Annotated in this window: 9 protein-coding genes, 1 tRNA gene and 2 pseudogenes; all 12 read left to right on the top strand. The window is 60.8% G+C overall.

The annotated features are described in order from the left end of the window. Positions 1-76 precede the first annotated feature (76 nt). The 12 genes and pseudogenes from BAY1663_RS19555 (at position 77) to fusA (ending at position 15,266) form a co-directional block, all read left to right on the top strand. Positions 77-152 (top strand) — tRNA-Trp (locus BAY1663_RS19555). A gap of 43 nt (positions 153-195) precedes the next feature. Next, on the top strand, positions 196-564 hold the full coding sequence (secE, locus tag BAY1663_RS19550; RefSeq protein ID WP_037044017.1) for a preprotein translocase subunit SecE: 369 nt from the start codon (positions 196-198) through the stop codon (positions 562-564). Positions 565-573: 9 nt separating this feature from the next. Further along, positions 574-1,107, top strand: coding sequence for a transcription termination/antitermination protein NusG (nusG, locus tag BAY1663_RS19545; protein WP_003297703.1), 534 nt, complete (start codon positions 574-576; stop codon positions 1,105-1,107). 110 nt (positions 1,108-1,217) lie between these two features. Then, entirely contained in the window at positions 1,218-1,649 is a 432-nt protein-coding gene (gene rplK / locus BAY1663_RS19540) for a 50S ribosomal protein L11 (RefSeq protein WP_037044012.1), read from the top strand. Beyond that, positions 1,649-2,342 (top strand): annotated as a pseudogene (rplA, locus tag BAY1663_RS19535) (50S ribosomal protein L1). The gene rplK and the pseudogene rplA overlap by 1 nt, the downstream one beginning before the upstream one ends. Positions 2,343-2,536: 194 nt before the next feature. Continuing rightward, positions 2,537-3,037, top strand: a complete 501-nt coding sequence (gene rplJ / locus BAY1663_RS19530) for a 50S ribosomal protein L10 (protein ID WP_037044008.1) — start codon at positions 2,537-2,539, stop codon at positions 3,035-3,037. Between the two features lie 76 nt (positions 3,038-3,113). Continuing rightward, the gene (rplL, locus tag BAY1663_RS19525) at positions 3,114-3,482 is read left to right on the top strand and encodes a 50S ribosomal protein L7/L12 (protein WP_003297700.1); all 369 of its coding nucleotides are present in this window, start codon (positions 3,114-3,116) and stop codon (positions 3,480-3,482) included. Between the two features lie 219 nt (positions 3,483-3,701). Then, positions 3,702-7,772 (top strand): DNA-directed RNA polymerase subunit beta, encoded by a 4,071-nt coding sequence (gene rpoB / locus BAY1663_RS19520; RefSeq protein WP_037044006.1) that lies wholly within the window; start codon positions 3,702-3,704, stop codon positions 7,770-7,772. Positions 7,773-7,836: 64 nt separating this feature from the next. Continuing rightward, a pseudogene (gene rpoC / locus BAY1663_RS19515) lies at positions 7,837-12,035 on the top strand (DNA-directed RNA polymerase subunit beta'). 138 nt (positions 12,036-12,173) lie between these two features. Beyond that, entirely contained in the window at positions 12,174-12,545 is a 372-nt protein-coding gene (gene rpsL / locus BAY1663_RS19510) for a 30S ribosomal protein S12 (protein WP_003280832.1), read from the top strand. A gap of 99 nt (positions 12,546-12,644) precedes the next feature. After that, positions 12,645-13,115, top strand: coding sequence for a 30S ribosomal protein S7 (rpsG, locus tag BAY1663_RS19505; RefSeq protein ID WP_003297695.1), 471 nt, complete (start codon positions 12,645-12,647; stop codon positions 13,113-13,115). A 30-nt stretch (positions 13,116-13,145) separates the two neighbouring features. Continuing rightward, the gene (gene fusA / locus BAY1663_RS19500) at positions 13,146-15,266 is read left to right on the top strand and encodes an elongation factor G (RefSeq protein ID WP_037044005.1); all 2,121 of its coding nucleotides are present in this window, start codon (positions 13,146-13,148) and stop codon (positions 15,264-15,266) included. Positions 15,267-15,311 lie beyond the last annotated feature (45 nt).

Raw genomic sequence — 15,311 nt, 5'->3', positions numbered from 1 at the left:
TGTGGTTGCCAAGATCGTCGAATAACGATTGATCTGTTTGAAGCAGGTCGGCATAATAGTCGGCCTGACTCTTTCTAGGCCAGTAGCTCAATTGGCAGAGCGGCGGTCTCCAAAACCGCAGGTTGGGGGTTCGATTCCCTCCTGGCCTGCCAATTTCAATATCGAAATTTGGCAGTCTTTACAAGGTTCTAGCAGATGAATATCAAAGCTGAAGCCAAAGACACGCGCTTCGATCTGGTGAAGTGGCTTGTTGTGGCTGCTTTGGTGGTTGTTGCCGTCGTCGGTAATCAATACTACTCCGCTGAGCCGATTCTGTATCGAGTCCTGGCGGTGCTTGCGATTGGTGCGGTAGCTGCGCTGGTTGCTCTGCAGACCTCCCGGGGGCGTTCTTTCTTCGCGTTGCTGAAAGAGGCGCGTGTAGAGATTCGCAAAGTCGTTTGGCCGACCCGTCAAGAAACCACTCAGACCACCTTGATCGTTGTCGTCGTGGTCCTGGTTATGGCGTTGTTGTTGTGGGGGCTTGATACCCTGCTGGGTTGGCTGGTTTCCATGGTTGTTGGTTAAGGGTGTCTCGTGGCTAAGCGTTGGTATGTTGTGCATGCTTACTCGGGTTACGAGAAGCACGTCATGCGCTCGCTGATCGAGCGCGTCAAGCTTGCCGGCATGGAAGATGAGTTCGGCGAGATTCTGGTTCCCACTGAAGAAGTGGTCGAAATGCGTAACGGGCAGAAGCGCAAGAGTGAGCGCAAATTCTTCCCGGGCTACGTTCTCGTGCAGATGGAGATGAACGAGGGCACTTGGCACCTCGTCAAGGATACCCCGCGAGTGATGGGTTTCATTGGTGGTACGGCAGACAAGCCGGCGCCCATCACCGACAAAGAGGCTGAGGCGATTCTGCGTCGTGTTGCCGACAGTGGTGACAAGCCGAAGCCGAAGACGCTGTTCGAGCCGGGTGAGGTCGTGCGTGTTGCCGATGGGCCGTTCGCCGATTTCAATGGGGTGGTCGAAGAGGTCAACTACGAAAAGAGCCGGATCCAGGTTGCGGTGCTCATTTTCGGTCGCTCTACCCCGGTAGAGCTGGAGTTCAGCCAGGTCGAGAAGGTCTAGCTGAGTAAAGCATCCCACACCCCGCAGCTGCTGGCTGCGGGGTTTTGTCGTCACTGGGATAAATAAGCAATGGGGAGCCGCGAGGCGCTAAAACCCGTAACGGAGTAAATATGGCTAAGAAGATTCAAGCTTATATCAAGCTTCAGGTAAAGGCCGGTCAGGCCAACCCGTCGCCGCCGGTTGGCCCTGCACTGGGCCAGCATGGCGTGAACATCATGGAGTTCTGTAAGGCGTTCAACGCCAAGACCCAGGGCCAGGAGCCCGGTCTGCCAACTCCGGTGATCATCACCGTATACAGCGATCGCAGCTTCACTTTTGAAACCAAGAGCACTCCGGCAGCCGTGCTGCTGAAGAAGGCGGCCGGTATCACCAGTGGCTCCGCTCGTCCCAACACCCAGAAGGTCGGCACCGTTACCCGTGCCCAGCTGGAAGAGATCGCCAAGACCAAGCAGGCCGATCTGACCGCTGCCGAAATGGAAGCTGCCGTTCGGACCATCGCCGGTTCCGCGCGCAGCATGGGCCTGACCGTGGAGGGTGTGTAATGGCTAAGTTGACCAAGCGCCAGAAGCAATCGCCGAGAAAGTCGAAGCCGGCAAGCAGTACGCCTTCGAAGATGCAGCCAAGCTGCTGGCCGATCTGTCGGCGGTGAAATTCACCGAGTCGTTCGATATCGCCATCAACCTCGGCGTCGATCCGCGTAAATCCGACCAGGTCGTGCGCGGTGCAACCGTGCTGCCGAACGGCACCGGCAAGACCGTGCGGGTTGCCGTGTTCACTCAGGCGCGGGTGCCGAAGCTGCACTGGCCGCTGGTGCCGATCGTGTCGGTATGGACGAACTGGCTGCCGAAATGAAAGGTGGCGACCTGAACTACGACGTGGTGATCGCTTCCCCGGACGCGATGCGTGTCGTCGGTCAGCTGGGCCAGATCCTCGGCCCGCGCGGCCTGATGCCGAACCCCAAGGTCGGCACCGTGACTCCGGACGTCGCCACTGCGGTGAAGAATGCCAAGGCCGGTCAGGTGCGTTTCCGTACCGACAAGAACGGCATCATCCACACCTCCGTGGGCAAGGTCGGTTTCGAGGCCGTTCAGCTGAAGCAGAACGTCGAAGCGCTGCTTTCCGATCTGAAGCGCCTGAAGCCGTCCACCTCCAAAGGTATCTACGTCAAGCGCGTTACCCTGAGCACCACCATGGGCCCGGGACTGGTCATCGATCAGGCTTCCCTGGAAGCGTAAGACACAAGCCGCCCCGTTCGCGGGGCGGTCTGCAAGATTGGGGTCCCTGCCTGGCGGGGGCTATCCAAGACCGTAGGCGGCGCGAGCCTTAAACCTCAAGCCTACGCAGAGGTGCTCCCGATTCGTACCGAATCAGACACCAAAACCCGTCCGGTCTCGACCGGATGAACCGGTAACATCCAGGAGTGAAACCCGTGGCAATCAAACTCGAAGACAAGAAGGCCATCGTCGCTGAAGTCAACGAGGCTGCCAAAGCTGCCCTGTCCGCTGTCGTGGCCGATGCCCGTGGCGTGACCGTGGGGGCCATGACCGGACTCCGTAAAGAGGCCCGCGAAGCTGGCGTGTACGTGCGTGTCGTGCGTAACACCCTGCTGCGTCGCGCCGTTGATGGCACTCAGTTCGATGTGCTCAACGACGTGTTCAAAGGCCCGACCCTGATTGCATTCTCCAACGAACATCCGGGCGCTGCCGCTCGTATCTTCAAGGAGTTCTCCAAGGGTCAGGACAAGTTCGAGATCAAGGCCGCTGCGTTCGAGGGTCAGTTCCTCGCAGCCAACCAGATCGACGTACTGGCAACTCTGCCGACCTACGACGAAGCCGTTTCCCAGCTGATGAGCGTGATCCAGGGCGCCACCAGCAAGCTGGCTCGTACTCTGGCGGCCGTTCGCGACCAGAAAGAAGCCGCTGCCGCCTAAGGCGCGCACGACCCTTTCGAATCTCTTTTTGAATTAGATGGCCGCAGGCCGTCACCTATATACAGGAATTAGAGTCATGGCTCTGACCAACGAAGATATCATCAACGCCGTTTCCGAAATGTCCGTGATGCAGGTTGTTGAACTGATCAAGGCAATGGAAGAGAAGTTCGGTGTTACCGCTGCTGCCGCTACCGTTGCTGCTGCTGGCCCGGCTGCTGCTGCTGTAGAAGAGCAGACCGAGTTCACCATCGTCCTGGCCGAAGCCGGCGACAAGAAAGTGAACGTGATCAAGGCGGTACGCGAGCTGACCGGCCTGGGCCTGAAAGAAGCCAAGGCTGTCGTTGACGGCGCCCCGGGCGTGGTCAAGGAAGGCGTTTCCAAGGAAGAGGCCGAAGCGGCCAAGAAGGCTCTGGAAGAAGCAGGCGCCAAAGTCGAGCTCAAGTAAGCGAAGACCTTGCGTCTACAGCCGGAGCGACTCGCGTAAGGCTGACGGCTGGTGGCTTTTGCCACCGGCCTTTTTCCGTTATGGAAAGCTGGCGATGCCGGCGCTTCCGCGGGAATAAAAACCACCCCCTGGGTGGCGCGAATCAAGGGATTCGCACGATTTTCTGGCAGCTCCCGTCGGGAGAGGCCAACAAGCAGGTGACCAAGCTGGGGAACGCTGATGGCTTACTCATACACTGAGAAAAAACGTATCCGCAAGGACTTTAGCAAGTTACCGCACGTGATGGACGTGCCGTATCTTTTGGCCATCCAGCTGGATTCGTATCGCGAATTCCTGCAGGCGGGAGCGACCAAAGATCAGTTCCGCGATATTGGCTTGCATGCAGCCTTCAAATCCGTTTTCCCGATTATCAGCTATTCCGGCAATGCAGCGCTGGAATACGTCGGCTACCGCCTGGGCGAGCCGGCCTTCGATGTCAAGGAATGTGTCCTGCGCGGCGTGACCTTCGCGGTACCGCTGCGGGTGAAGGTGCGCCTGATCATTTTCGACAAAGAATCGTCGAACAAGGCCATCAAGGACATCAAGGAGCAGGAAGTCTACATGGGGGAAATCCCCCTGATGACCGAGAACGGTACCTTCATCATCAACGGTACCGAGCGTGTGATCGTTTCCCAGCTGCACCGCTCGCCGGGCGTATTCTTCGATCATGACCGCGGCAAGACCCACAGTTCGGGCAAGCTGCTGTACTCCGCGCGCATCATTCCCTACCGCGGCTCCTGGCTGGACTTCGAGTTCGATCCGAAGGACGCCGTGTTCGTTCGTATCGATCGTCGCCGCAAACTGCCGGCGTCGGTACTGCTGCGCGCGCTGAACTACAGCACCGAGGAAATCCTCGAGCAGTTCTACGACACCAACATCTTCCACGTGAAGGGCGAGACCCTGGCGCTGGAACTGGTGCCGCAGCGTCTGCGTGGCGAGATCGCCACCTTCGACATCAAGGATGACAGCGGCAAGGTCATCGTCGAGCAGGGCCGTCGCATCACCGCTCGCCACATCAACCAGCTCGACAAGTCCGGCATCAAAGAGCTCGAGATGCCGATGGAGTACGTGCTGGGCCGCACCGTGGCCAAGGCTGTCGTGCATCCGGCCACCGGCGAGATCATCGCCGAGTGCAACACCGAGCTGACCGTCGACGTCATGGCGAAGATCGTCAAGGCGCAGGTCGTACGCTTCGAGACGCTGTACACCAACGACATCGATTGTGGTCCGTTCATTTCCGACACGCTGAAGATCGATTCGACCACCAATCAGCTCGAAGCGCTGGTCGAGATCTACCGCATGATGCGCCCGGGCGAGCCGCCGACCAAGGACGCCGCCGAGACGCTGTTCAACAACCTGTTCTTCGCCGCCGAGCGTTACGACCTGTCGGCCGTTGGCCGGATGAAGTTCAACCGCCGCATCGGTCGTACCGAGATCGAAGGTTCCGGCGTGCTGAGCCGCGAGGACATCGTCGCGGTCCTGAAGACCCTGGTCGACATCCGTAACGGCAAGGGCATCGTCGACGACATCGACCACCTGGGTAACCGTCGTGTGCGTTGCGTCGGCGAGATGGCCGAGAACCAGTTCCGCGTCGGTCTGGTGCGCGTCGAGCGCGCGGTGAAAGAGCGTCTGTCGATGGCCGAAAGCGAAGGCCTGATGCCGCAGGACCTGATCAACGCCAAGCCGGTTGCGGCGGCGGTGAAAGAGTTCTTCGGTTCCAGCCAGCTCTCGCAGTTCATGGACCAGAACAATCCGCTCTCCGAGATCACTCACAAGCGCCGTGTTTCGGCTCTTGGCCCGGGCGGTCTGACCCGTGAGCGTGCCGGCTTCGAGGTGCGTGACGTACACCCGACCCACTACGGTCGCGTCTGCCCGATCGAAACCCCTGAAGGTCCGAACATCGGTCTGATCAACTCGCTGGCCGCCTATGCCCGCACCAACCAGTACGGCTTCCTGGAAAGCCCGTACCGCGTGGTCAAGGACGGCGAAGTCACCGACGAGATCGTGTTCCTCTCGGCGATCGAAGAAGCCGACCACGTCATCGCCCAGGCCAGCGCCAAGCTGGACGGTCGCAAGCTGGTTGACGAGTTGGTGGCTGTACGTCACCTGAACGAATTCACCGTCAAGGCACCGGAAGACGTGACCCTGATGGACGTCTCGCCGAAGCAGGTCGTTTCCGTCGCTGCTTCGCTGATTCCGTTCCTCGAGCACGACGACGCCAACCGTGCACTGATGGGTTCCAACATGCAGCGTCAGGCCGTGCCGACCCTGCGTTCGGACAAGCCGCTGGTCGGTACCGGCATGGAGCGCAACGTGGCGCGCGACTCCGGTGTCTGCGTCGTGGCCCGTCGCGGCGGCGTGATCGACTCGGTCGATGCCAGCCGCATCGTCGTGCGCGTGCGTGACGACGAGGTCGAGACCGGCGAAGCGGGTGTCGACATCTACAACCTGACCAAGTACACCCGTTCCAACCAGAACACCTGCATCAACCAGCGTCCGCTGGTGCGCAAGGGTGACGTGGTGGCGCGTGGCGACATCATGGCCGATGGTCCGTCCACTGACATGGGTGAGCTGGCGTTGGGGCAGAACATGCGCGTCGCGTTCATGCCGTGGAACGGCTACAACTTCGAGGACTCCATCCTCCTCTCGGAGCGTGTGGTTCAGGAAGACCGTTTCACCACTATCCATATCCAGGAACTGACCTGTGTGTCGCGCGACACCAAGCTCGGCCCAGAGGAAATCACCGCGGACATCCCGAACGTGGGTGAGGCTGCGCTGAACAAGCTGGACGAGGCCGGTATCGTCTACGTCGGCGCCGAAGTCGGCCCAGGCGACATCCTGGTCGGCAAGGTCACGCCGAAGGGCGAGACCCAGCTGACCCCGGAAGAGAAGCTGCTGCGCGCGATCTTCGGTGAGAAGGCCTCCGACGTGAAGGACACCTCCCTGCGCGTGCCGACCGGCACCAAGGGCACCGTCATCGACGTGCAGGTGTTCATCCGCGACGGCGTCGAGCGCGACTCCCGTGCGCTGGCCATCGAGAAGATGCAGCTCGACGAGATCCGCAAGGACCTCAACGAGGAATTCCGCATCGTCGAAGGCGCGACCTTCGAGCGTCTGCGCTCGGCATTGGTCGGCGCGACCGCCGAGGGCGGTGCCGGTCTGAAGAAGGGCGCGGTGATCAGCGACGAGATTCTCGACGGGTTGGAGCACAGCCAGTGGTTCAAGCTGCGCATGGCCGAAGACGCGCTGAACGAGCAGCTGGAGAAGGCCCAGGCCTATCTCTCCGACCGCCGTCAGCTGCTCGACGACAAATTCGAGGACAAGAAGCGCAAGCTGCAGCAGGGCGACGACCTGGCACCGGGCGTGCTGAAGATCGTCAAGGTCTACCTGGCCATCAAGCGTCGCATCCAGCCGGGCGACAAGATGGCCGGTCGTCACGGTAACAAGGGTGTCGTCTCGGTGATCATGCCGGTCGAAGACATGCCGCATGACGCCAACGGCACGCCGGTGGACATCGTGCTGAACCCGCTGGGTGTACCGTCGCGTATGAACGTCGGTCAGATCCTCGAAACCCACCTGGGCCTTGCGGCCAAGGGCCTGGGCGAGAAGATCAACCTGATGCTCGAAGAGCAGCGCAAGGTCGCCGAGCTGCGCAAGTTCCTGCACGAGATCTACAACGAGATCGGCGGACGCCAAGAGAGCCTGGATGACCTGAGCGATCAGGAAGTGCTGGACCTGGCGAACAACCTGCGCAAGGGCGTGCCGATGGCGACCCCGGTATTCGACGGTGCCAAGGAGCGCGAGATCAAGGCCATGCTGAAGCTGGCCGATCTGCCGGAAAGCGGCCAGATGCAGCTGTTCGATGGGCGCACTGGCAACAAGTTCGAGCGCACCACCACCGTCGGCTACATGTACATGCTCAAGCTGAATCACCTGGTCGACGACAAGATGCACGCGCGTTCCACCGGTTCCTACAGCCTGGTCACCCAGCAGCCGCTGGGCGGCAAGGCGCAGTTCGGTGGTCAGCGTTTCGGGGAGATGGAGGTCTGGGCCCTGGAGGCCTATGGCGCCGCGTATACCCTGCAGGAAATGCTCACGGTCAAGTCGGACGACGTGAACGGGCGGACCAAGATGTACAAGAACATCGTGGACGGCGATCACCGCATGGAGGCCGGCATGCCGGAATCCTTCAACGTGTTGATCAAAGAGATCCGCTCGCTCGGTATCGATATCGATCTGGAAACCGAATAACCACGCACCGCCTGTGCGGCACCCGGCGTCAGCGGCTGCCGCAGGTCCGTGAGGAGGAAAGGCCTTGAAAGACTTGCTGAATCTGTTGAAAAACCAGGTCAAATCGAAGAGTTCGATGCCATCAAGATTGCCCTGGCTTCGCCCGAGATGATCCGTTCCTGGTCCTTCGGTGAAGTGAAGAAGCCGGAGACCATCAACTACCGTACGTTCAAGCCCGAGCGTGACGGCCTGTTCTGCGCCAAGATCTTTGGCCCGGTCAAGGACTACGAGTGCCTGTGCGGCAAGTACAAGCGCCTCAAGCACCGTGGCGTGATCTGCGAGAAGTGCGGCGTGGAAGTCGCGCTGGCCAAGGTGCGCCGCGAGCGCATGGCGCACATCGAGCTGGCCTCGCCGGTCGCTCACATCTGGTTCCTGAAGTCGCTGCCGTCGCGTATCGGCCTGCTGCTGGACATGACCCTGCGCGATATCGAGCGCGTGCTCTATTTCGAGAGCTACGTGGTGATCGATCCGGGCATGACCACCCTGGAAAAGGGCCAGTTGCTGAACGACGAGCAGTACTTCGAAGCGCTGGAAGAGTTCGGCGACGACTTCGATGCCCGCATGGGCGCCGAGGCGGTGCGTGAACTGCTGATCCAGATCGACCTGGAGCACGAGATCGGCCGCCTGCGCGAAGAGATTCCGCAGACCAACTCGGAAACCAAGATCAAGAAGCTCTCCAAGCGCCTGAAGCTGATGGAAGCCTTCCATGGCTCGGGCAACCTGCCGGAGTGGATGATCCTGACCGTGCTGCCGGTACTGCCGCCGGATCTGCGTCCGCTGGTTCCGCTGGATGGCGGTCGCTTCGCGACGTCGGATCTGAACGACCTGTATCGTCGCGTGATCAACCGCAACAACCGTCTCAAGCGCCTGCTCGACCTGTCGGCGCCGGACATCATCGTGCGCAACGAAAAGCGCATGCTGCAGGAGGCCGTCGACGCGCTGCTGGACAACGGTCGTCGCGGCCGTGCCATCACCGGTTCGAACAAGCGCCCGCTGAAGTCCCTGGCCGACATGATCAAGGGCAAGCAGGGTCGTTTCCGTCAGAACCTGCTCGGCAAGCGCGTGGACTACTCCGGCCGTTCCGTGATCACCGTGGGCCCGACCCTGCGTCTGCACCAGTGCGGCCTGCCGAAGAAGATGGCTCTCGAGCTGTTCAAGCCGTTCATCTTCGGCAAGCTGGAAATGCGCGGCATGGCCACCACCATCAAGGCGGCCAAGAAGATGGTCGAGCGCGAACTGCCCGAGGTGTGGGACGTGCTCGCCGAGGTCATCCGCGAACATCCCGTGCTGCTCAACCGCGCACCGACTCTGCACCGTCTGGGCATCCAGGCGTTCGAGCCGGTACTGATCGAAGGTAAAGCCATCCAGCTGCACCCGCTGGTCTGTGCCGCGTACAACGCCGACTTCGACGGTGACCAGATGGCCGTGCACGTGCCGCTGACCCTCGAGGCCCAGCTGGAAGCGCGCGCGCTGATGATGTCGACCAACAACATCCTGTCCCCGGCCAACGGCGAGCCGATCATCGTGCCGTCGCAGGACGTGGTGCTGGGTCTGTACTACATGACCCGCGAAGCGATCAACGCCAAGGGCGAAGGTCGCGTGTTCGCCGACCTGCAGGAAGTCGACCGTGTGTTCCGTGCCGGCGAAGCGTCCCTGCATGCCAAGGTCAAGGTGCGCATCAACGAGACCGTCAAGCAGAAGGACGGCGGCCTGGTGAAGAACACCCGCATCGTCGACACCACCGTCGGCCGTGCGCTGCTGTTCCAGATCGTGCCGGCCGGCCTGGCTTTCGACGTGGTCAACCAGCCGATGAAGAAGAAGGCGATCTCCAAGCTGATCAACCTGTGCTACCGCACGGTGGGTCTGAAGGACACCGTCATCTTCGCCGACCAGCTGATGTACACCGGTTTCGCCTACTCGACCATCTCCGGTGTGTCGATCGGCGTGAACGACTTCGTCATCCCCGAGGAGAAGGCGCGCATCATCGACGCCGCCACCGAGGAAGTGAAGGAGATCGAGAGCCAGTACGCTTCCGGCCTGGTAACCCAGGGCGAGAAGTACAACAAGGTGATCGACCTCTGGTCCAAGGCCAACGACGAAGTGTCCAAGGCGATGATGGCCAACCTCTCGAAGGAGAAGGTCATCGACCGCGAGGGCAAAGAAGCCGAGCAGGACTCGTTCAACTCGATGTACATGATGGCCGACTCCGGTGCGCGGGGTTCCGCCGCACAGATTCGCCAGCTCGCCGGTATGCGCGGCCTGATGGCCAAGCCGGACGGCTCGATCATCGAGACGCCGATCACCGCGAACTTCCGTGAAGGTCTGAACGTACTGCAGTACTTCATCTCCACTCACGGTGCGCGTAAGGGTCTGGCGGATACCGCACTGAAGACCGCGAACTCCGGTTACCTGACCCGTCGTCTGGTTGACGTCGCGCAGGATCTGGTGGTGACCGAGATCGATTGCGGCACCGAGCAGGGTCTGCACATGACGCCGCACATCGAAGGTGGCGACGTGGTCGAGCCGCTGGGTGAGCGTGTGCTCGGTCGCGTGATCGCACGCGACGTGTTCAAGCCCGGCACCGAGGAAGTGCTGGTTCCGGCGGGTACTCTGATCGACGAGCAGTGGGTCGATTTCATCGAGCTGAACAGCATCGACGAAGTGATCGTGCGTTCGCCGATCTCCTGTGAAACCCGCTACGGCATCTGCGCCAAGTGCTACGGTCGTGATCTGGCCCGCGGGCATCAGGTCAACATCGGCGAGGCCGTGGGTGTCATCGCGGCGCAGTCGATCGGTGAGCCGGGTACCCAGCTGACCATGCGTACCTTCCACATCGGTGGTGCGGCGAGCCGGACCTCGGCGGTCGACAACGTGCTGGTGAAGAATGGCGGCACCATCCGTCTGCACAACCTGAAGCACGTCGAGCGTGCCGACGGCGCCCTGGTGGCGGTGTCGCGTTCCGGCGAGCTGGCGGTGGCCGACGACTTCGGCCGCGAGCGCGAGCGCTACAAGCTGCCGTACGGTGCGGTGATTTCGGTGAAGGAAGGCGACAAGGTCGATCCGGGCGCCGTGGTCGCCAAGTGGGATCCGCACACTCACCCGATCGTGACCGAGATGAAGGGTATCGTGACCTTCGTCGGCATGGAGGAGAACATCACCATCAAGCGCCAGACCGACGAGCTCACCGGTCTGACCAACATCGAGGTGATGGATCCGAAGGACCGTCCGGCCGCCGGCAAGGACATCCGTCCGGCGATCAAGATGGTCGACGCCAGTGGCAAGGAACTGCTGCTGCCGGGTACCGACGTACCGGCCCAGTACTTCCTGCCGGCCAACGCACTGGTCGGTGTGGCGGACGGTGCCGAGATCAACGTGGGTGACGTCATCGCGCGTATCCCGCAGGAAACCTCGAAGACCCGCGACATCACCGGTGGTCTGCCGCGCGTTGCCGACCTGTTCGAAGCGCGTCGTCCGAAGGAACCGTCGATCCTCGCGGAAATCAGCGGCACCATCTCCTTCGGCAAGGAAACCAAGGGCAAGCGTCGCCTGGTGATCACCCCGACCGACGGCAGCGATCCGTACGAGGAGCTGATTCCGAAGTGGCGTCACCTCAACGTCTTCGAAGGCGAACAGGTGAACAAGGGCGAAGTGATCTCCGACGGTCCGAGCAACCCGCACGACATCCTGCGCCTGCTGGGCGTCAGCGCGCTGGCCAAGTACATCGTCAACGAGATCCAGGACGTGTACCGCCTGCAGGGTGTGAAGATCAACGACAAGCACATCGAGACCATCCTGCGGCAGATGCTGCGCAAGGTCGAGGTCACCGAATCGGGCGATTCCAGCTTCATCAAGGGCGACCAGATGGAACTGACCCAGGTGCTGGAAGAGAACGAGCGCCTGAGCGAAGAGGACAAGTTCGTCGCCAAGTACGTGCGCGTCCTGCTGGGTATCACCAAGGCCTCGCTGTCGACCGAATCGTTCATCTCCGCGGCCTCCTTCCAGGAGACCACCCGCGTCCTCACCGAGGCGGCGGTCACTGGCAAGCGCGACTACCTGCGCGGCCTGAAGGAGAACGTGGTCGTGGGTCGCCTGATCCCGGCCGGTACCGGCCTGGCCTATCACAGCGAGCGCAAGCGCAAGCGTGATGCCGAGAAGCCGGTGCGGGTGAGCGCCGATGAGGTCGAAGCGGCTCTGACCGAGGCGCTGAACTCCAGCGGCAACTGAGTGCTGGGCCCCGGCGTGAGCCGGGGCCTGCCTTGACGGTGGGCGAGAAGCTCTTTAGACTCTCGTACCCCTAATTTGGCGGGGCTTCGTGCCCTGCCATTTTTCGTTTGTGTCGAAAGACAACAGTGGAGCTAGTAGATGGCAACTATCAACCAGCTGGTACGTCAGCCGCGCAAGCGGGTCGTCGAGAAAAGCGACGTCCCTGCGCTGCAAAACTGCCCGCAACGTCGTGGCGTGTGCACCCGCGTGTACACCACCACGCCGAAGAAACCGAACTCCGCACTGCGTAAGGTGTGCCGTGTTCGCCTGACCAATGGCTACGAAGTCGCCTCCTATATCGGCGGTGAAGGTCATAACCTGCAAGAGCACAGCGTGGTGCTGATCCGTGGCGGTCGTGTAAAGGACCTTCCGGGTGTGCGTTACCACACCGTGCGCGGTTCGCTGGATACCTCCGGCGTGAAGGACCGCAAGCAGGGTCGTTCCAAGTACGGCGCCAAGCGTCCGAAATAAGCAGCAATTTCTATTTATCTGAGTCGATAAGAGTAAGGTCGGGCGTAACCTGCGCGTTACCGTTCCGAGCTAACCTGAAGACCGTTTGAGGGCTTATCAATGCCAAGACGTCGTGTAGCAGCCAAGCGCGAGATCCTGGACGATCCGAAGTACGGAAGTCTGATCCTGGCCAAATTCATGAACCACGTGATGGAGAGCGGCAAGAAGGCCGTTGCCGAGCGTATCGTTTATGGCGCGCTGGACAAGGTCAAGGAACGCAAGAACAGCGACCCCCTGGAAATCTTCGAAAAAGCACTCGATGCCATCGCTCCGCTGGTCGAAGTGAAGTCCCGCCGTGTCGGCGGTGCTACCTACCAGGTTCCGGTCGAAGTTCGTCCTTCCCGTCGCAATGCGCTGGCCATGCGCTGGCTGGTAGACGCTGCGCGCAAGCGTGGCGAGAAATCCATGGCGCTGCGCCTTGCCGGCGAGCTGCTGGATGCTTTTGAAGGTAAAGGCGCTGCTGTCAAGAAGCGCGAAGACGTGCACCGTATGGCTGAAGCCAACAAGGCCTTCTCGCACTACCGCTTCTAAATCAAGCGCAACTTTTACGAGGACCTTATTGTGGCCCGTACTACCCCTATCAACCGCTACCGTAACATCGGTATCTGCGCCCACGTCGACGCGGGCAAGACCACCACGACGGAGCGGATTCTGTTCTACACCGGCCTCAGCCACAAAATGGGTGAGGTGCATGACGGTGCAGCGACCACCGACTGGATGGTTCAGGAGCAGGAGCGTGGTATCACCATTACCTCCGCTGCTGTCACGACTTTCTGGCAGGGTTCGCGCGGTCAGTATGACAAGTATCGCGTAAACGTCATCGATACCCCCGGTCACGTGGACTTCACCATCGAAGTGGAGCGCTCGCTGCGCGTGCTCGACGGTGCGGTCGTGGTGTTCTGCGGTACCTCCGGTGTCGAGCCGCAGTCCGAGACCGTATGGCGTCAGGCCAACAAGTACGGCGTGCCGCGCATCGTCTACGTGAACAAGATGGACCGCCAGGGTGCCAACTTCCTGCGCGTCGTCGGTCAGATCAAGCAGCGTCTGGGGCATACCCCGGTGCCGGTGCAGCTGGCCATTGGTGCCGAAGACAACTTCGAAGGCCAGATCGACCTGATCAAGATGAAGGCGATCTACTGGAACGAAGACGACAAGGGCACCAGCTACCGCGAGGAAGAGATTCCGGCGGAGCTGCAGGCCATGGCCGAAGAGTATCGCTCCAACATGGTCGAGGCGGCTGCCGAGGCTAACGAAGAGCTGATGAACAAGTATCTCGAAGAGGGCGACCTGTCCGTCGAAGAGATCAAGGCCGGCCTGCGTCAGCGTACCATCGCCTGCGAAATCGTTCCGGCCGTCTGCGGTTCCTCGTTCAAGAACAAGGGCGTGCCGCTGGTTCTCGATGCCGTGATCGACTTCCTGCCGGCGCCGACCGAGATTCCCGCGATCCAGGGTGTCAACCCGGACAACGAGGAGCAGGTCGACGAGCGTCATGCGAGCGACGACGAGCCGTTCTCGGCGCTGGCATTCAAGATCGCGACCGACCCGTTCGTCGGTACCCTGACCTTCACCCGTGTCTACTCGGGCGTGCTTTCTTCCGGTGACTCGGTGGTCAACTCGGTCAAGGGCAAGAAGGAGCGCGTCGGCCGGATGGTGCAGATGCACGCCAACCAGCGCGACGAGATCAAGGAATGCCGTGCCGGCGACATCGCCGCGCTGATCGGTATGAAGGATGTCACCACCGGTGACACCCTCTGCTCGATCGAGAAGCCGATCATCCTCGAGCGCATGGACTTCCCGGAGCCGGTCATTTCGGTGGCCGTCGAGCCGAAGACCAAGGCTGACCAGGAGAAGATGGGTATCGCGCTGGGCAAGCTGGCCCAGGAAGACCCGTCGTTCCGCGTCAAGACCGACGAAGAAACCGGCCAGACCATCATCTCCGGTATGGGTGAGCTGCACCTGGATATCCTCGTTGACCGTATGAAGCGAGAGTTCAACGTCGAGGCCAACATCGGCAAGCCGCAGGTGTCCTACCGCGAAACCATCACCAAGGACAGTGTCGAGATCGAAGGCAAGTTCGTTCGTCAGTCCGGTGGTCGTGGTCAGTTCGGTCATTGCTGGATCCGTTTCTCGGCTCCGGACGTGGACGAGAAGGGCAACATCACCGAAGGTCTGGTGTTCAGCAACGAAGTCGTGGGCGGTGTGGTTCCGAAGGAATACATTCCGGCGATCCAGAAGGGCATCGAAGAGCAGATGAAGAACGGCGTCGTTGCCGGTTATCCGCTGATCGGCCTGAAGGCGACCGTATTCGATGGCTCCTACCATGACGTCGACTCCAACGAGATGGCGTTCAAGGTTGCCGCCTCCATGGCGACCAAGCAGCTGGCCCAGAAGGGCGGCGGCAAGGTGCTTGAGCCGATCATGAAGGTCGAAGTGGTGACCCCTGAGGACTATATGGGCGACGTGATGGGTGACCTGAACCGTCGTCGCGGTCTGATCCAGGGTATGGAAGACTCGGTCTCCGGCAAGGTTATCCGCGCCGAGGTTCCGCTCGGAGAAATGTTCGGTTATGCAACCGACGTTCGTTCCATGTCTCAGGGTCGCGCCAGCTACTCCATGGAATTCTCCAAATACGCTGAGGCTCCGGCGAATATCGTCGAGACGCTCGTCAAAAAACAAGGTTGATTCAGCCCTTTAAGTAAGAGGTTTACTGTCGTGGCTAAGGAAAAA

This window comes from Pseudomonas sp. BAY1663, from assembly GCF_000582595.1.
Lineage (GTDB): Bacteria > Pseudomonadota > Gammaproteobacteria > Pseudomonadales > Pseudomonadaceae > Stutzerimonas > Stutzerimonas stutzeri_AF.
The sequence above is the reverse complement of the archived record's forward strand: the minus strand, read 5'-3'. Positions and strand labels throughout refer to the sequence as shown.

What these genes read in the sequence shown, in the direction of transcription:
- rplK (WP_037044012.1), top strand. Translation starts at nt 1,218, where the DNA reads ATGGCTAAGAAGATTCAAGCTTATATCAAGCTTCAGGTAAAGGCCGGT.
- rpsG (WP_003297695.1), top strand. Translation starts at nt 12,645, where the DNA reads ATGCCAAGACGTCGTGTAGCAGCCAAGCGCGAGATCCTGGACGATCCG.
- secE (WP_037044017.1), top strand. Translation starts at nt 196, where the DNA reads ATGAATATCAAAGCTGAAGCCAAAGACACGCGCTTCGATCTGGTGAAG.
- rpoB (WP_037044006.1), top strand. Translation starts at nt 3,702, where the DNA reads ATGGCTTACTCATACACTGAGAAAAAACGTATCCGCAAGGACTTTAGC.
- rpsL (WP_003280832.1), top strand. Translation starts at nt 12,174, where the DNA reads ATGGCAACTATCAACCAGCTGGTACGTCAGCCGCGCAAGCGGGTCGTC.
- rplL (WP_003297700.1), top strand. Translation starts at nt 3,114, where the DNA reads ATGGCTCTGACCAACGAAGATATCATCAACGCCGTTTCCGAAATGTCC.